Annotated in this window: 15 protein-coding genes and 1 tRNA gene; 8 read left to right on the forward strand and 8 right to left on the reverse strand. The window is 53.9% G+C overall.

The features are described 5' to 3' along the window. The first annotated feature begins 15 nt into the window (after positions 1 to 15). From CDUR_RS06875 to CDUR_RS06890, 4 genes are all read left to right on the forward strand, one after another. The gene (locus tag CDUR_RS06875) at positions 16 to 1,395 is read left to right on the forward strand and encodes a hemolysin family protein (protein WP_179417641.1); all 1,380 of its coding nucleotides are present in this window, start codon (positions 16 to 18) and stop codon (positions 1,393 to 1,395) included. Beyond that, positions 1,392 to 2,474, forward strand: a complete 1,083-nt coding sequence (locus tag CDUR_RS06880) for a hemolysin family protein (protein ID WP_179417642.1) — start codon at positions 1,392 to 1,394, stop codon at positions 2,472 to 2,474. Before CDUR_RS06875 ends, CDUR_RS06880 begins: the two co-directional genes overlap by 4 nt. Next, complete coding sequence (locus tag CDUR_RS06885) at positions 2,471 to 3,334, forward strand: 3-methyladenine DNA glycosylase (protein WP_179417643.1); 864 nt, start codon at positions 2,471 to 2,473, stop codon at positions 3,332 to 3,334. Before CDUR_RS06880 ends, CDUR_RS06885 begins: the two co-directional genes overlap by 4 nt. Before the next feature lie 84 nt (positions 3,335 to 3,418). Next, positions 3,419 to 4,987 (forward strand): VWA domain-containing protein, encoded by a 1,569-nt coding sequence (locus tag CDUR_RS06890; protein WP_179417644.1) that lies wholly within the window; start codon positions 3,419 to 3,421, stop codon positions 4,985 to 4,987. Between the two features lie 229 nt (positions 4,988 to 5,216). Here the strand turns inward: CDUR_RS06890 and CDUR_RS06895 are convergent, their stop codons facing one another. The 5 genes from CDUR_RS06895 to secA2 form a co-directional block, all read right to left on the reverse strand. Beyond that, entirely contained in the window at positions 5,217 to 5,774 is a 558-nt protein-coding gene (locus CDUR_RS06895) for a MerR family transcriptional regulator (protein ID WP_006063460.1), read from the reverse strand. 97 nt (positions 5,775 to 5,871) lie between these two features. Beyond that, positions 5,872 to 6,489, reverse strand: coding sequence for a bifunctional nuclease family protein (locus tag CDUR_RS06900; protein ID WP_179417645.1), 618 nt, complete (start codon positions 6,487 to 6,489; stop codon positions 5,872 to 5,874). Between the two features lie 8 nt (positions 6,490 to 6,497). Next, on the reverse strand, positions 6,498 to 7,244 hold the full coding sequence (gene ftsR, locus CDUR_RS06905) for a transcriptional regulator FtsR (protein ID WP_040359933.1): 747 nt from the start codon (positions 7,242 to 7,244) through the stop codon (positions 6,498 to 6,500). 33 nt (positions 7,245 to 7,277) lie between these two features. After that, positions 7,278 to 7,709 (reverse strand): oxoglutarate dehydrogenase inhibitor Odhl, encoded by a 432-nt coding sequence (odhI, locus tag CDUR_RS06910; protein ID WP_006063463.1) that lies wholly within the window; start codon positions 7,707 to 7,709, stop codon positions 7,278 to 7,280. A gap of 152 nt (positions 7,710 to 7,861) precedes the next feature. Continuing rightward, the gene (gene secA2, locus CDUR_RS06915) at positions 7,862 to 10,153 is read right to left on the reverse strand and encodes an accessory Sec system translocase SecA2 (protein WP_179417646.1); all 2,292 of its coding nucleotides are present in this window, start codon (positions 10,151 to 10,153) and stop codon (positions 7,862 to 7,864) included. A 229-nt stretch (positions 10,154 to 10,382) separates the two neighbouring features. Between secA2 and CDUR_RS06920 the strand changes: the two genes are divergently transcribed. Continuing rightward, positions 10,383 to 10,459, forward strand: a tRNA-Pro gene (locus CDUR_RS06920). A 257-nt stretch (positions 10,460 to 10,716) separates the two neighbouring features. On the opposite strand, the gene CDUR_RS06925 is transcribed toward CDUR_RS06920, so the two are convergent. Beyond that, positions 10,717 to 11,493, reverse strand: coding sequence for an alpha/beta fold hydrolase (locus tag CDUR_RS06925; RefSeq protein WP_179417647.1), 777 nt, complete (start codon positions 11,491 to 11,493; stop codon positions 10,717 to 10,719). Between the two features lie 333 nt (positions 11,494 to 11,826). On the opposite strand from CDUR_RS06925, the gene CDUR_RS06930 reads away from it, so the two are divergent. Next, the gene (locus CDUR_RS06930; protein WP_218865417.1) at positions 11,827 to 12,834 is read left to right on the forward strand and encodes a glycerophosphodiester phosphodiesterase family protein; all 1,008 of its coding nucleotides are present in this window, start codon (positions 11,827 to 11,829) and stop codon (positions 12,832 to 12,834) included. A 369-nt stretch (positions 12,835 to 13,203) separates the two neighbouring features. Next, positions 13,204 to 13,680 carry an SMI1/KNR4 family protein gene (locus CDUR_RS06935; RefSeq protein ID WP_179417648.1) on the forward strand — a complete coding sequence of 159 codons (477 nt, stop codon included), beginning with the start codon at positions 13,204 to 13,206 and terminating at the stop codon, positions 13,678 to 13,680. A gap of 159 nt (positions 13,681 to 13,839) precedes the next feature. Here CDUR_RS06935 and CDUR_RS06940 read toward each other — a convergent pair whose 3' ends face one another. Together CDUR_RS06940 and CDUR_RS06945 are read right to left on the reverse strand one after the other, a co-directional pair. Beyond that, positions 13,840 to 14,184, reverse strand: coding sequence for a hypothetical protein (locus CDUR_RS06940; RefSeq protein WP_179417649.1), 345 nt, complete (start codon positions 14,182 to 14,184; stop codon positions 13,840 to 13,842). A gap of 539 nt (positions 14,185 to 14,723) precedes the next feature. Continuing rightward, on the reverse strand, positions 14,724 to 15,332 hold the full coding sequence (locus CDUR_RS06945) for a TetR/AcrR family transcriptional regulator (RefSeq protein ID WP_290206980.1): 609 nt from the start codon (positions 15,330 to 15,332) through the stop codon (positions 14,724 to 14,726). Between CDUR_RS06945 and CDUR_RS06950 the strand changes: the two genes are divergently transcribed. Further along, complete coding sequence (locus tag CDUR_RS06950; protein ID WP_233452913.1) at positions 15,331 to 16,485, forward strand: DUF418 domain-containing protein; 1,155 nt, start codon at positions 15,331 to 15,333, stop codon at positions 16,483 to 16,485. The two genes, CDUR_RS06945 and CDUR_RS06950, sit on opposite strands and share 2 nt — an antisense overlap. Positions 16,486 to 16,488 lie beyond the last annotated feature (3 nt).

A 16,488-nucleotide genomic window follows, 5' to 3' on the forward strand; every position in this document is an offset into this window, starting at 1 on the left:
TGAGCTGCGATTAACATGGATATTGCACTAAGTATTCTTTCTCTTTTCGGGTTTGTTGCATTGACGGTGGGCACGGGCTTTTTCGTGGCCATCGAATTTGCGTTAACGGGCCTGGAGCGCTCCACTATTGATAATCACGTGGAAAACAAGGGCGATGCCACAGCGCGGGCGATTCAGAAGGCGCATAATAAGCTTTCTTTTGAGCTTTCCGGTGCCCAGCTGGGCATCACCATCACTACACTTGCAACGGGTTATTTAGCTGAGCCCATTTTGGCGCGGTACTTCACCCCGGCATTGGAACTTGTGGGCTTGTCTGATAACGCTGCCCCGGCGGTGTCGCTGGTGTTGGCGATGATTGTGGCGACATTGCTGTCGATGGTGTATGGCGAACTAGTGCCCAAAAACATGGCCATCACCAATCCGCTTACTACTGCGCGTGTAACGGTAGGGCCAGTTCGATTGTTCAACCGTGTTTTTGCTGGTGTTATCCACAGCCTAAATAAAACGGCTAACACCCTGGTGCGCCGCATGGGTATTGAACCTGCCGATGAATTAGCTTCCGCACGTTCCCCGCAGGAATTGGGTGCGTTGGTGCGTAATTCCGCGAAGCATGGTGGCTTGGAGGAAAGCCAAGCCAAAATGCTGGACCGCTCGTTGAAGTTTGGGGAAACAAACGCCGAAGAACTCATGACGCCGCGTTCTACTATCGCAGCACTCGACGCCGATGACACGGTGACTGACCTGTTGGCCTTGGCCCTAGAGACCGGGCATTCCCGTTTCCCTGTCACTGATGGGGACTTAGACGCCACGATCGGCGTGGTACACGTCAAGGACGCGTTTTCTATTCCGCGTGAACAGCACAACGCCACAAAACTGCGCTTGCTTGCCCGCCCAGTGCCTACTGTCCCGATCAGCTTGGATGGCGACGCCGTGCTCAACGCTGTTCGTTCCGCAGGATCACAGGTGGTATTGGTCGCCGATGAGTATGGCGGTACTGCCGGCATCGTCACTATCGAAGATGTGGTTGAGGAGATTCTGGGCGAGGTGTACGACGAGCATGACGACACGGGTGACAAAGATTTCGCTCAACTGGGCGATAGTTGGCAGGTCTCTGGGCTTGTTCGAGTAGATGATCTTCCTGAGAATACTGGCTATTTCTCCCCCGAAGGCCCGTACGAAACCATTGGTGGTTTGGTGATGGACACGCTGGGCCGGATCCCCATGGAGGGCGACGTGGTGTTGTTGCCACAAACAGATCGGGATTTCCTGGACGAGTTTGAGTCGGGTATCCGCGGTCGGTGGATAGCACGGGTGGTGGCCATGGATGATCGCCGCGTGGACAAGGTAATTTTGACCCCCATCAGCGATGAAGAAGCCGAGGAGTACAAGCGATGAATGCTCTGCCTGCGATTCTTTTTGCCGCGGTGTTGTTGGCCATCAACGCATTTTTCGTCAGCGCTGAGTTCGCATTAATTTCCTCTCGCCGTGACCGCCTTGATGCCTTGATTGCGCAAGGTAAAACGCGCGCACGCACAGTCCTCTATGCCACTGAACATTTGTCCATGATGTTGGCGGGCGCCCAGCTTGGTATTACTATCGCCTCGTTGCTGCTGGGTAAGGTTGGCGAGCCAGCCATCGCACTTATGATCGAGACACCTTTCCACGCGGCTGGTATGCCGGATAATTTGCTGCACCCTGTGTCTTTTGCCATCGCGTTGGCGCTAGTCACGGTGCTGCACATCATTCTTGGCGAGATGGTTCCCAAAAACATTGCGTTGGCTGGCCCCGAGTCGGTGGCTATGTTACTTGTGCCTATGCATATGTGGTTTGTGCGTATTACCCGCCCATTGATTGTGCTGATGAACTGGATGGCACGTGTCACATTACGCATGTTTGGTATCGAGCAAAAGGAAGAACTGGATTCCACCGTCGACCGCCAGCAACTGGCCACCATGATCCGGGAATCCCGCTCAGAGGGGCTTCTCGACGCCGAGGAACACGCGCGTCTCAACAAAGCGCTGGGAACAGAGTCACGACTGATGAAAGAAGTGCTCATTCCCCGAGCTCAGGTACATACGCTGACGCTAACCCGGGATGGTATCGCCGTAGATGAACTAGAGCAAGCCGTCAGCTCAACTGGGTTTTCTCGCTTTCCTGTCATTGGGGTCGGTGGCGAGTATGCGGGTTATATTCACGTCAAAGACGTGTTGGATGATTTGGTCAATCACTCTGACGCATCGAGTGATGCGTCCACAATTACCCCCGTTTTCCTCCCCCGCTCCAGCCTCCGCAGGCTTATTTCTGTGGACGGTTCAACTACCCTAGATGCTGCGATGCGACTGATGCGTCGTAGATCTGCTCACATGGCGGAGGTTCGGGAGCGTGGACAGCTTCTGGGCATCATCACACTTGAAGATTTGATCGAAGAATACGTCGGAACCGTACGGGATTGGACGCACGAGGAAGAACCATGACGACCGTGCTCTCACCAGAGCAATGGCAGGAGCAAGCCGAGCTCCACAGGCAACGAGCCGAATCGTTGACTGCAGAGCATCTTGAACGCCGTCGGGCCGGTAAAAAACATCCCATCTTTGATTTTTTGTTCGAGTACTACCCCACTAAACCGGCGCAATTGGCCAGGTGGCACCCTGGTGCCGGAGTGTTACTGGAGGGAAATCCTCCGCATGCCGGGTGGCGGGATTACACCACTTTCTCCGACGGTGTAGGCGTGGATGTCCGAGGTTTTTGGGGACGTCGAAAGGAAGCATTATTGTACATAGAGACGCTGCTATCTTCGACCATAACTAATCCCGCGCATTTCGATTGTTTTGGTCTTCACGAATGGGCGATGGTGTACAAAACTGATTCCCCGCGCCATGATCTGGATCTGCGTCTTACGCGAGAGGAAACCAACCAGGTAGTAGAGTCCCACAGCATTCGGTGTACTCACTACGATGCGTTTCGATTTTTCACTACCCCCGCTCGCCCCCTCAACTTCCGGGTTTTGGAGCGCTCAGATCAGGTTGCCTCCGACCAAGTGGGTTGTTTGCATGTCACAATGGACCTATATAAATGGGCCACCAAGCTTGGGCCTTTGGTCCCCGGGCCGCTGTGGCTTGATTGTTTTGAGCTAGCCAGGGATGTACGAATTTTAGACATGGAAGCATCGCCTTATGATGTGCGTCCACTGGGGTTTGGGGTAGTCGAAATTGAAAAAAGTTCGGGAAAGTTGGAATATGTGACAAGACAACGTTTGTTTTCTCGACGCGCCGCGCCATTGAGGCAGCAGCTCATTGAGATCATTAAAAACACGTCAACCGGGCTGCCCGCGTGAGCGGGACAGGTATGAGCAACATAAAAGGTGGTTTCTGTGGGACGGCACTCTAACGGTCATCGCAATTTGAGGGTGACCAAAGAAATGGTGATTTCTATTGTCGCGGCTGTGCTTGTGCTGATGGTCGGGGCGTGGTGGATTTTGAACCGGATGAACGCAAATTCGGAGCATAACCAGGCAGGAAGCTGCCCAGCTGGTGACCTCACTTTGGTTGTTGCTGCCCAGGACAACCCGCAAGTCCAGTCCCTGCTGGATAGTTATAAGAAAAGCAATCCGGTGGTCAAGGACCGCTGCGTAAAGACCGAAATTGTTGGCGAAGTAGCCAACGCGGCGTTGGCATTGATTCCGGGAACAAAAGAGACCGTGAACGCACGCCTGCAGATCGCTGGCCGCTCGGCAAGTACTAACAACTACCCGGTGGCTCTACGCACCTCTCTGGGCATCGCAAAGCTTAAAGAGGGAGGCGATTCTCACGAGCACTCCCATGATGAACATGAGCACGAGCACTCTCATGAGCATGAACACGGCCATGATGAGAATTCATGGGCTCACTTGGCAAGCCACGGCGTCATTGTTCCCGGTAAAGATGCCACGTTCTTCTCCGCCGTTGCCGCCACCGCCCTCGCTGGAGGCGACCCCGACCGCGCCGCAAACATGCTGCGGGAAAACTCAGGCATCTCACTTAGCGACGCCGTGAATGAAAAGAAGCAGCGCATTGCCACGACCGAACCCGAAACACCCGAGGGATATACCTACGAGGCACCCGAGGACATTCACGTCAACACTCTTGCAGTTCCGCTGACCTCTAGCGGTACAGTATCTGAAGATGAATCCCGTGCGGCCGCGCACTTCGCACGCTACGTGGCTGACAATGTGGAGCAAACTGAACCGAACCATACGGAGTCACTGCTGTACTCCACGGCCCAGGTTGTCAGCGAGCATGTTGCCGCCCAGCCGACGCTCTCCCCAGAGGACAATCGCGCTAAGGACACCTTGCTGCTGCTGGACACCTCAGAGGCAATGTCTGAAACCATGGGTGACCAGTCTGTATTCAGTCAGACTGTGCAGCTCCTTGATCCGCACATCCGGCAGGTTGCTGAAAACGGCGGCCACACCGCATTGTGGAACTACTCCTCGCCACGCAGTTCAGGCGTGTCAAAGGGTTGGCGCAGCAATGTGCCGTTCTCTGACCAGTCCAAGGGAGAGAATGTTGTTAGCACTATGCAGCAGTTCGGCCTCGGCGGTGAGCCATGGACTCGGTCGTCCGTTCTCGCTGCGTTGGCCACGGCAGCAGAAAACGCCCGTGTTACTGGCAAGCCCACCCACATCATTCTGGTCACCTCCGGTACTGCGGACCGTATATCCGTTCACGATCTGTGGAATGATCTAGAGAAATTCCACGATGCTGATGTGCACGTTCACGTGATTCACGTTGGTGATGACCCTGTTGATGAGTCTTTGGCCAGCTGGTCGAAAGAGCACTTTGGCAGCGCCGCCGTTGCGAAGACGCCGCAGGAACTGTCGCGTGAACTTGATCGGGCTTTCCAGGATTCCTTTGCTGGGCAGCAAAGCCCAACGTCGGGACACACCGATTCCTCCGACGGAGAAAGCTCCACTGCTGCCACGACCACCACGACGACAGCGGACCGTTAACCATGTCGCTCCAGCTCACCACGCGGTTGGTTAGCCCATAACAATAACCACAGAAACCGGCCCCATACACGGGGTCGGTTTCTTGTTGCCAGCTCTTCTCAGCCTTCCGAGCCACAGCACAAAGCCGCCCTTCTCTTTCTGGGGAGATAGCACAGAAAGAAGGGCGGCTTTAGTGAATTAAGGCAGGTAAAAGCCTCACAGGTGTAATTACACCGCCTGCCTAGACAAACTATGAGATGCGGCGGCGGGCGCGGCGCTCAGCCAACTCGTCGATAGCATCGGCGGGGTGCGCAGCAGGTTGGGCGGTATCGGAAACGCGCTCGGAGGGGAACGCTGCGATGGTACCGGTTAGTTCTTTCATGATGCCGGGCACTGCGATGCCAAACACACCTTGTCCCCCACCCAGGAGGTCAATGACTTCTTCACCGGAGCGGCATTCGTACACGGTGGTGCCGTCGGACACCAAGGTGATGGTGGCAAGATCGTCAACACCAAGGTCACGGAGTTTATCCACGGCGAGGCGGATGTTCTGCAGCGAAATGCCCGTGTCCAGCAGCCCTTTGACAATCTTCAACACCAGAATGTCTTTGAAGGAGTAGAGGCGCTGGGACCCTGATCCGCGTGCGGATCGGATAGAGGGGACCACGAGCTTGGTGCGTGCCCAGTAGTCGAGCTGGCGGTAGGTGATGCCCGCGACTTGGCAGGCGATGGGAACGCGGTAGCCCACTTCCTCATCTGGACCCATATCAAACAGTGATTCCTGCACTGGGCGCTGAGTGTCTGTCATTGTTTTAATCTCCCTGAATTAACCATGTGGTACTTCTCAGGCAAGATTAATTCACTTCACCAAATTTTGCACGCGACACGCCAAAAAAGTTCAATGATTAGCGTTTGCGATGCCCTGGTGATTCCCCGTCGTCGTTGTCGCCCTCTCCCCCAGATGCTTCGTTTTCTCCGAGCAGATCAGTTTCAAAAACACCCATGCTTTGCATGAGTTCTTCGAAGTCAGCGTCAGCTTGAGCATCACCTGAGGCGGAAATGTGGTCATCGATCCCGTTTCCTACTACGCCGGACGAAATGCCAAAGTAGTGTGCAAGGTCGGCGTCACTCAAGAAAATGGATGCCTGCATAAAAACGTCGTCGTCGATTTCAATGGGTAGTTCGAGGATGCGGGACAGGATAAAGGCATCGGAAGGTCGAGCGTCGATTTCTTCACCATCGTTGGTGACCAGCGCAGCAATGTAGACACCTTCAAAGTTACTGTTGATCCGCACGGATTGACATCCCGATGTCAGGCGCATCAGGGCGTCGGCAAGCAGATCATGGGATGCCGGCCGTTTTGGTTGGAAACCGGAGATCCGCGCTTCAATCTCACTTGCTTCTTCGGGATGGATCCAGATGGGCAGAATCCGGTTTGTTCCCGGCATGCGCAAGACCGCCGCAGTGAAGCCTTCGGGGCCTTGGACATGGATGCCGTGAAAATCAATCTGTGTGAATGCCATAACGCGTGTTACATACCCAGTTCATCGCGGAGCGAGGTTTTCACAAGGTCAGCATGCAACGACACAACCAACGCCGTCATCTGCTGGGACAGTTCCTCTGCACGTTGACGCGCCACATCGCTTCGGGATCGTGCAACGGGGGTGGCTACCTGGCCAATGAGTCCCGCCTGTCGGGTGGCGGCGTTACGCAGCGACTTCAGGTGCCTGGCATCGAAACCAAACTCTTGCAGCGCCCATGCGGTGGTGGCGATGCGAATATCGTCGGCGGTGAAGTGTCCCGACGCATCGGGTTTGATCAGGCCCTCACGGAGAAGAACGCCAATGAAGGCTTCGTCCACACCTGCCTGGTCGGCAACGTCCACGTCGGTCAAGCGAGTGGAGGTGGGTGCCCGGAAATTGTCCGGGCTAATCATGGGTTCTACCTGTGCTTTAGTCAGGATGGAGGTGACAGCACCTGAATCCATGGCTTCGAGTTGCTCGCGGATGACTTTCAGCGGCAGGTAATTGTCGCGCTGGGTCACCAAAATGTAGCGGAGGCGCTGGACGTCTTTTTCCGTGAATCGTCGGTAGCCGGACGCAGTTCGCTGCGGTGAGATCAGTCCCTCGGATTCCAGAAAACGGATCTTGGATACGGTGACATCTGGGAATTCAACTCGGAGTTGCTCTAGCACAACACCGATCGACATGGTTTTGACGGCCTTCGCTGCAGGAGCTTTGGCCGTATGAACCGGAGCAGATTTTCGTAGTGCAGACACGTTACTCGATTACAGGTAGACGATGGGGGTTATTTATGCCTTCGGCCCCGCAAGGAAGACGAGGCGGAACTTTCCAATCTGGACCTCATCGCCGGTGGAGAGGACCTCAGAATTTTTGGGTTCGCGGTTGACGTAGGTGCCGTTGAGGCTTCCCACATCAACCACCTCGAACTCACCGTCATTCAGGCGGAATTCTGCGTGGCGACGGGAGACGGTGACGTCATCCAGGAAAATATCGCTTTCAGGGTGGCGCCCAGCCGTGGTGGTTTCGCGGTCAAGGAGGAAACGGGAGCCAGCGTTGGGGCCACGTTTAACAATCAGCAGCGCAGACCCTTCGGGGAGGTTATCTGCGCTGGTGGCGGTGGGGGAACTTCCCGCGCCGGATTCCATTTCCTTGAGCAGGTCGGCACGGAAAACCGAGGTGGTTTCCGCTTGTACCTCAGGAATACCGGGGTTTTCGCTCATTTCTTGGACCTCCAGATTAACTTCTTCGCGTAATGGTTTATATCATAGCGGTTGATGTCCGCTGCGCGTCAGGCCACGCACGAATCCACAGCCACGAATCGGCTGCGGTTGAGGGGCTTTATACGCACAGTAGCTGACATAGACGCGCCGCACTACCGGAACATGGAAGAAATAGCCCCGATGACGGAATTTCCGTTGCCGGACAGGGGGTTGTCGTTGACCATGTAGGTCCATGTGGCGGAGGGGCGAGCGAGCCCTTCGTCGTCCAGATGTGCCCCTGCGGCGTCGATACGTACGGTTTCAAAGGTGCTCACAGCCTCATCAACGGCACGTTGGGCGAGCTGCTTGAACTCCCCTACGGCGATGCGGTGGAACTCGTCGATGGGGGTTTCACGGGCGATGGCACGCAGGTGAATGGACTCGCGAACGTCGTCAAGTAAGGCCAGGTGATCGCTCCAGCCACGGTCCAAGTGATACAGCATGATGTCCCGCGCCGCCTGCTCTAACACGGGTTGCGGCAGGTCGCTTAACGACGCAGCACGTTCCGGCACCCGCGCCGCCAGCTCTTCCCAAGCCTTAGGCGTGTCCAGAAGGTCGGCGCGGCGTTCGTCAATGATCACGCGTTGGTCTGCCAGCAGCTTGTTGTATTTCCATGTTTGGGCGTGAATCTCCAGCAACTGCCCCTCGGTGACGCGCTGGCAGTGTTCCACAAAATCCTCGATACGCTTGGCGTTGATGCGGCCCTCAGCATCGGGTTGGGCCGTCACCGACTCCCCCGATCCCCCGGCGACCACCATATCGTCCTCTAGTGAGACGAAAAACACGGACAGACCGGGGTCACCCTGACGGCCCGATCGCCCCCGAAGTTGGTTGTCCAGACGCGCTGTGCGGTGCCGTCCCGTGCCAATCACGGCCAGACCACCGGCGGCCACCACCGCATCGCGATCACGCTCGTCAGCACCGCCCAAACGGATATCCGTACCGCGGCCCGCCATCTGCGTGGAAACAGTTACACGCCCCACATCCCCAGCCTCAGCGATGATGCGTGCCTCCTCGGCATCGTTTTTGGCGTTGAGCACATTGACGTCAATGTCGTACTCGCGCAGTCGCGCCGCCAGAGCCTCTGACTCGGCCACGTCATGCGTACCCACCAACACGGGCTGGCCTGCCTCATGCAGCAGGCAAATCTCCTCGACAATCGCGTCGTTCTTTTCCGCGAGGGTCGCATACACGCGGTCCGCTTCGTCGAAACGTTGAAGCTCACGGTTTCGGTCAATCACTGATACCCGCAGGTCATAGAACTGCCGAAGCTGATCGGTGGCCTCCACCGCCGTACCCGTCATGCCGCACACCATCGGATAACGGCCCATCAGCGCCTGCAGCGTAATCGTATCCAGGATCCGACCGCCCTCCGTGACGGCCAGTCCCTCCTTCGCCTCCACCGCAGACTGCAACCCGTCCGGCCAGCGCTGCAAATCCGCCACGCGGCCGCGCGACGCATCAATCAACGCCACCTTGCCGTCACGCACAATGTAATGCACATCCCGAATCAGCAGCTCCTGGGCATGCAACGCAAGATTCACCTGCACCAGCGTTGTGCCCACATGCTCGTCGCTATATAAACTACCGATACCCAACGCGCGCTCAATCTTCGCGGCGCCCTCGTCCGTCAAAAACACATTGCGGTGATCGTCATCAATGGTGAAGTCCCGCTTCTTCCGCAGCCCCCGGACTACCTCCGTGATCTTTCCACGCGGCGCACGGCCCGGCTCATTACCAGCCAGAACAAGCGGAACCAGCGCCTCATCCACCAGCACCGAATCCGCCTCGTCCACAATCGCCACATCCGCCCCGTACTGCACCGCATCCTTGCGGTTAGTGATCAGCTGGTCCCGCAACACGTCAAAACCAATCTCATTCACCGGGCCATACACAATGTCAGCGGCATATGCTTCACGACGCTCGCTCGCATCCAGCTTCTCGGTAATACTCGCCACCGTCAGCCCAAAAAACTCCACCAACGGGCGCATCCACTCCGCGTCGCGCTGCGCCAAATAGTCATTCACCGTGATCGCATGCACGCGTTTACCCATCAGGCCAAACCCAGTTGCCGCCATCGCACCCACCAACGTCTTACCCTCACCAGTGGCCATGTGAACCACATCGCCCTCAAGCAAACGCAGCGTCGCCTGTGATTGCACCGGAAACGGAGTAAACCCCAGTGTGCGCTCGGCAGCAATAGCAAGGATGGCGAGGAAGGTCGCGGCGTCGCTAATCTCCCCCGAAGCCGCGAGCTCGCGGGCTTTCTTGGCCAGCGCGGCGTCGCTTAATTTAGCCAGCTTGGTCTGCTGCGACGTGGCCTGGTCAACAATGGCGCGGCTACGCTTCTGATTGCGACTCGACTGTCCGCCCATCGCCTTCCAAAACCAGTCAAAACCAGCCACAATGACCATCCTCCGCTACTGCCGTGAAAACTCGCGCCGATGCGCTGTGCACCGACTCCCTTAATACTGCCTTAAACCTTAATCGAGGCGGCGGGAGCATGAAGTGACAGCTGCTCCACCAAGGCAGGTACACTTGGCTCTAGCTGGGGATTCGCGTTTTTTCTGTGCGTGTTATAACCTAAACAAGTTCGTTCAGCGCAGGTGATCACGCCAGATGCTCAACAAACAACGGACTGTGGCGCAGCTTGGTAGCGCACTTGACTGGGGGTCAAGGGGTCGCAGGTTCAAATCCTGTCAGTCCGACCACTGTGCTATTACACACCACCACCCAATTGATTTTGGGTGGTGGTTTTTGCATATGGCGTAGTTGTGTGGGTGAGGGAGTTGTTTTGTGTTACCTGATCCTTTTGTTGTTTAACAAGCACTCCCTATTACCCCGTCACCTTCACCCCTAGATGTTGCTTACGCTCATACCGATAATGATACTTCCATCAATAGTCATGGCGACCCTAGTCAACATCTAAGCTTCATACCAAAAGAGCCGACAAAAGTAATCACTATCATTAAGTCCGATGTAGCTTTTCCGGAAAGTCATCGCCCAGCAAAAAATACTTCACCAGTTGAATATGGCTTGCAATATCACTGAACAGCCACGCATGGGACCCTCCTGGATAATAGGCGCAGTCGGATTGTGTATTTCTATGCGCCAGCATTTGATGAGATTGATGAATTGTTTCAGATTCTTTTTCGCCTGAGACAAAAAAGGCAGGATTGTCAAAGGTTGCATTAACCTTTAGCATATTGGCCTGCGACATAGCGCGACGAAATGATTTTTTTGTTGTTCTTTGCAGATCGGCGACAAAAAGCTGACACTCCTCTTTTGACACACCATTTTCCTGCATCATTTTTGCCATAAGCTTGGCAATGAATGTGGTATCTTTTAACAAAGACATCAGATATACCATGGCAATAATCACCCGACTACCCTTAATCGGTTGATGAGCGGCCCCGTCCACAATGACTTTATCCACCAAATCAGCATGTTTTTCTAGCAGCGTCAGAATGAGACTACCACCCAGAGAAAGTCCGACAAGGTGCGGTTTCCCGTGCGCCTTATCCCTGATAATACCGGCAATTTCTTCCGTTACATCATCAAAATCTGTCCACTCTATATTACGACTGTTTCCGTGCCCCGGAAGATCTATAATAACGCAGTGAAAATCGTTTTTAAGTGCAGCGGTGTGATACCGCCACATTTTACTGCTTGATCCTGACGCATGTAAAAAGACGACGCTTTTCTTATTTTCTTGCCCACTTTCTTCAATGAATAATTGCGCCATCGTCTATCATCCCCTTGCCGGTTTATGGGATTGCAATATTTCTTCTTAGCATACCAAAGACCGGAAAATCCAGCGCAAACATATGAAAGATCCCGTTAAATAACTTTGGTTGGTTCCTCTCTTGTCCATCCGCCCTCAGCAAAGGGCGTCGAGCTGTTTCGCGAGGATATGAACGCCATCTATCAGTAACCACTAAGCTGTCTGGTGTGACGTAGTTTCATTGAAAAAATGTCTACACGGCGACCTGCTAAAATAACTCTTGTCTATATGTCCGATACGCTGTTGAGTAGCTTACATTCGTCGGAAAATAGGCCGTTCCTAAAGTAAGGTAAAATGATGAACAATCAAATTGGGAATATCACGCATGCAGTAGCTCAGTGGAGTCAGCAGCACTGGCGAGGGTTGACGTTAATTGTAGTGATTATCATGGGGCTGTGGATCAATAATACGAGTCTCTTTGTGCCGGCACAGCATCCACGGATACTTGCTCACCGAGGCCTGGCGCAGACATTTGACTATAGCAAGGTTGGTAATGACACTAACACTGCAGCCATTATAGATAAACCCGAACACCCCTATCTTGAGAATACAATCCCATCTATGCGCGCCGCCTTCGATCATGGTGCGGATGTGGTGGAGCTTGACCTCAAGCTCACGAAGGATCAGCAACTAGCGGTTTTCCATGATTCAACACTGGAATACCGCACAGAAGCCAAGGGCGAGATTGGCAACTACACTATGGCTGAGCTCAAGCAGCTTGACATTGGTTATGGCTACACGGCGGATGGTGGCAAAACCTTTCCATTCCGTGGCAAAGGGGTGGGCTTGATGCCCACGTTAGATGAGGTGCTGGCAGCCTTTCCACACAAGGATCTTCTTTTACACGTTAAGGACGGCAACCACCAGACATACGAAGTGCTGTGGGGAAAGCTCCGGGCAATGAACCCTGAACGCTTCAAACAAATTACAGTCTACGGTAATGACGATGGCATTGCCTGGCTGCGCCAACAAAGCGCTACACTGCGTCTCTGTTCCAAGACCATGATGAAAGCCGGGTTGCTGCGTTACTTAGCGGTTGGCTGGACGGGTTATGTGCCGCACGAGCTGCACAATATGGAGCTGCACATTCCGCGGCGCTATGCACCACTGCTATGGGGCTGGCCAAGTAAGTTTGTTGACCGTATGGCGGCGGTAAACACGCGAGTAATGTTGGTCGAAGGCGATGGACAGTGGTCAGCTGGGTTTGATACAGCGGAGAGTGTGGCGCAGATACCGCCACAGTTTGGCGGATATGTCTGGACGAACCGGGTTGACCGTGTGCAGCCAGCGCTGCCGCATTGAGAAGATAACAAATAAGCTATTAACATAAGGATTTAGCACTTACCATATCGCATACTATAACACTTTGAAATAAAGGAATAAACTACGGGTAAAGTAACTTCTACCGATCGAGATGAATCTGCATGTCGTTTTACTGAAGACCATTTTAATTACGCCCAGACGAGGGTTGACCCTTCATCTAGCGTTAGTTCGACCGTGGCTCGCGGACTATGCAACTTCATGAAGAATCACGCCAACCTCACTTTTCGCTAATATATTCGCCACATAGGTGGCGGAAAATACTTTGAGCCGTTGGTACTTATTCGTGCTATCAAAATGGTAGTACTGTTATTGCTATATCTTACGTAACGATACATAAAAAGGAGTCCCATGCCCATCCACAATCCAACCGAGTATCCTGCCATCATCGCACGCCTCAAAACCAAACTTGCTGAAAAGAGTGTTGTGATGGGGCCGACGCTTGACGAGGCGGAAATCGAAGCGTTCGAAATCGCTTGCAATACGCGCCTGCCGGAGGCTTACCGGCTTTTTCTTCAGCAGGCGGGCGATGGCTGCGATGATACTGTGCTATATGGCCTTAAGCGGCTCGCCGATACCGCCGTGAAGGATCTCTCCCACACTGTCACGATCAATGACTACTGGTTGTGGGAGGCAGAAGAGGACGAAGCATTGCTAACGGGCGAGGCTTTTGATGAGCGGCTAGGCAATCAGGGCGTGCTCTTACTGGACCAAGGCTGCGGCGATACTTACCAGCTCATCACGGCAGGTAAATGGGCCGGCGAAGTATGGAACTTCTGCGATGTAGGCGCGGGCCCCTGCTGTGAGCGCCAGGACTTCCTAGGCTAGCTGGAGCTATGGGTAGATAGTGACTTTGATGCGGACTTCTTTAAAGATTATAAGTAAGTAGCCTTCTTACGCTATTGAACATATCATAGATAAATTTATACACACGGCATTATCTTAACCTTTAGTACGCGCACCATTTTCCGCCGATACGCCCTCCCCTCAGCTTGGAAGTCTCAAAAGTTTATTAACAGCGTAGTCAAGCTCATCGTCTATTCTGATGAAATAGTTCTTGTCAATATATACCGCATCGCTAAAATAGCAAGATCCAAAGGAGTCAGTAATATCATAACTTCCCGTCATGAGATTTCTACTTACGGCTATTTCTAGCACTACTTCATCATTTTCAGCGCTCACCACACGATCCCCAGAAAGCAACAGGCTCAACACGAGCCTAGTCTTATCCTTCCTGACAAATATATCTACGTCAGTTTTTACGATATCGTCTTCACTAGCTTTCCGATCTTTTAGCTTGATAACCTCAGAGATTAATTCAAGTTCGTTCACTTTGGCCTTCTCAAGAATAGTGCGGCACAACAATCCCAATCCTCACCACTAAAGTATCATTTTCTCTATCGCGTTGTCCTTATCACCATTTCTTTTCCCATTTCGTTGGTTCCCTGTTCAGATCGGCAGACCGGCATGTTGCTCTCCCACCTCTGGCCGATGTGAACACTAACCAGGTGCCACTCAAGGAGGTTGCGATGGACGTCGTTAAGCTGCCTTATGCCTGTGGGGTGCCGCAGGAAAAGTTGATACGGCTGGCGCACATGTTTCCGGATTGACTGCAGGCACTCCCGCACGGTGGCATAGCCCACATACCCCTCACCAAAAGAGGCCATCACGGTGCACCGCACCAACCCACCACCCCACTCACAGCACTACCGCTACGTACCCCCATCTGGTTACAGTAATTTTTTCATGCTTGATGTGTTAACAAACGTACTTGGTTAGTCGATACTAATGGTGGAATGCAAAGTACACGTGTTCCTCGGCCTTGCTGGGCATGAGTGGTTGTAGCGGTTTGTCCACGATGCCCAGCAAGGTTATATATTTTTCCTTCCATCTCCCCTGCTGCTCACAGCTGTAAGGGCCGCGTTGAGGATGCTGAGCGCACGCTTTTCGGTCATGCGGCGAGGGTTTTCGGCGGCACGCGCCACAGCTATCCCATCGGCGACGGCGAGGAGATGAGCCGCATCGTCTGCATGTAGGCCCTTGTTGGGGTGGGCTTCAAGCATCAAGTGCAGGAGCATTTTTTCAACATAGTCCCAGTTTGCACTGTGTTCTTCGCGGAGCTTTTCGTCGACACATGCGCGGGCAGCAAAAGCTGTCCAGATGACGGCACCTTCGCGTGCACGGTCGTCGGTAGCAGCTATGGCGTAGAGAAATGCGCGGAGGCGTTCTTCGGCTGTAGGCAGTTTGTCTAGGGTCTTTTCCATACTCGCCGTGAACTGTCGGTTGAGTTCGCGCATGGCTGCGACAAGTAGTTCGTCTTTTGTTCGGAAGTGATGTTGGACGGCCCCAACGGATACCCCGGCTTCAGCGGCAACTTTGCGCACTGTTGTTTCTTCGGGGCCGCGGGTGGCAATCAGTTTAATGACGGCCTCAAGTATCGCATCGCTTCCCATACGTTCGTATGGTACCATCGCCTTCATGAACAATACGATCGTATTGGAGTCTTCGCAACCGTCACCAGGCCCCTCACCTCGCATTGCGACTCTCGACATCGTCCGAGGCGTAGCCATCCTGGGCACGTTATGGACCAACATGTGGCTCTTTACCAACATCAACGGCCTATTCGGTGCGCTCAACTCCACAACACCCCAACCCCTCGCAGAACGCATGATTGTCGCGCTCAGCCAAGGAAAGTTCCTAGCACTGCTATCCCTTATTTTCGGCGTGGGTCTTGCACTCCAGTTGGATTCCGCACGCCGCCGCAACCAACGCTGGCCGGGAGCCTATATCCGCCGCATGCTGTTGCTGCTTCTCGACGGAGCGATTAACTTCCTGCTCATCGCCGAATTTGACGTCCTCATGGGTTACGCAATTACCGGTCTGATCGTCTCCTACCTGGTACTCACTAGGCCGCGAACACAACGAATAGTGATCATCACTCTGGGCACTATCCATGTTGTGCTTCTCAGCCTAATCGCATGGGCGGCTGAGTTCTATTCAGGCGGTACAGGCGATATACCAACTTCCGCTCACGTGAACACCCCATACGCTCATGGCAGCTTTCTGGATCTTGTGATGTTCCGCCTGAATAACGCAGCGCTGTTTCGTTCTGAAAGCATCCTTATTGCCGCGCTCACCATCGCAATGTTTCTGTTGGGTGTGCGGCTGTACGAAGCAGGAGTCTTCAATCCGGAGGCCACGAGCTTAAGGAAAAGACTTCTGCTTATCGGTGCCGTCGCACTGCCGATCGATCTTGCTCTCGGAATCGCAGGAAACACAGGATTGGTGCTGCTAGAACGCTATGTTGTGGCACCTTTCACGGCGATGGGACTTCTTGCCCTCATTATTGAAGCATGCCAACGTCTCGGAACTACTAACCTAGCTGGGCGGCTTTTGCAGAACGTGGGTCGCACCGCGTTGTCATGTTATCTCTTGCAAAATTTACTGGGCGGAATATTTTTCTACGGTTGGGGTTTCGGGTTAGTTAATCACGTGCAGTCGTGGCGTATTCCGGCAACTATGCTCGGATACATTGTTATTGCCGCGGCCGTCGTTATGTTTGCCAATCTGTGGTTGCGTCGTTTTTCCACCGGTCCGGTGGAGTGGCTATGGAAGAAGATGGCGCAGTTATAAGCT

This window comes from Corynebacterium durum (assembly GCF_030408675.1).
Lineage (GTDB): Bacteria > Actinomycetota > Actinomycetes > Mycobacteriales > Mycobacteriaceae > Corynebacterium > Corynebacterium durum.

Bases quoted from the DNA above. Each gene is read 5' to 3' on its own strand.
- CDUR_RS06930 (WP_218865417.1), top strand. From the start codon at position 11,827: ATGATGAACAATCAAATTGGGAATATCACGCATGCAGTAGCTCAGTGG.
- CDUR_RS06890 (WP_179417644.1), top strand. From the start codon at position 3,419: ATGGTGATTTCTATTGTCGCGGCTGTGCTTGTGCTGATGGTCGGGGCG.
- CDUR_RS06900 (WP_179417645.1), bottom strand. From the start codon at position 6,489: ATGGCATTCACACAGATTGATTTTCACGGCATCCATGTCCAAGGCCCC.
- CDUR_RS06945 (WP_290206980.1), bottom strand. From the start codon at position 15,332: ATGAAGGCGATGGTACCATACGAACGTATGGGAAGCGATGCGATACTT.
- CDUR_RS06925 (WP_179417647.1), bottom strand. From the start codon at position 11,493: ATGGCGCAATTATTCATTGAAGAAAGTGGGCAAGAAAATAAGAAAAGC.
- CDUR_RS06885 (WP_179417643.1), top strand. From the start codon at position 2,471: ATGACGACCGTGCTCTCACCAGAGCAATGGCAGGAGCAAGCCGAGCTC.
- odhI (WP_006063463.1), bottom strand. From the start codon at position 7,709: ATGAGCGAAAACCCCGGTATTCCTGAGGTACAAGCGGAAACCACCTCG.
- CDUR_RS06895 (WP_006063460.1), bottom strand. From the start codon at position 5,774: ATGACAGACACTCAGCGCCCAGTGCAGGAATCACTGTTTGATATGGGT.
- CDUR_RS06880 (WP_179417642.1), top strand. From the start codon at position 1,392: ATGAATGCTCTGCCTGCGATTCTTTTTGCCGCGGTGTTGTTGGCCATC.
- CDUR_RS06950 (WP_233452913.1), top strand. From the start codon at position 15,331: ATGAACAATACGATCGTATTGGAGTCTTCGCAACCGTCACCAGGCCCC.
- CDUR_RS06935 (WP_179417648.1), top strand. From the start codon at position 13,204: ATGCCCATCCACAATCCAACCGAGTATCCTGCCATCATCGCACGCCTC.
- CDUR_RS06875 (WP_179417641.1), top strand. From the start codon at position 16: ATGGATATTGCACTAAGTATTCTTTCTCTTTTCGGGTTTGTTGCATTG.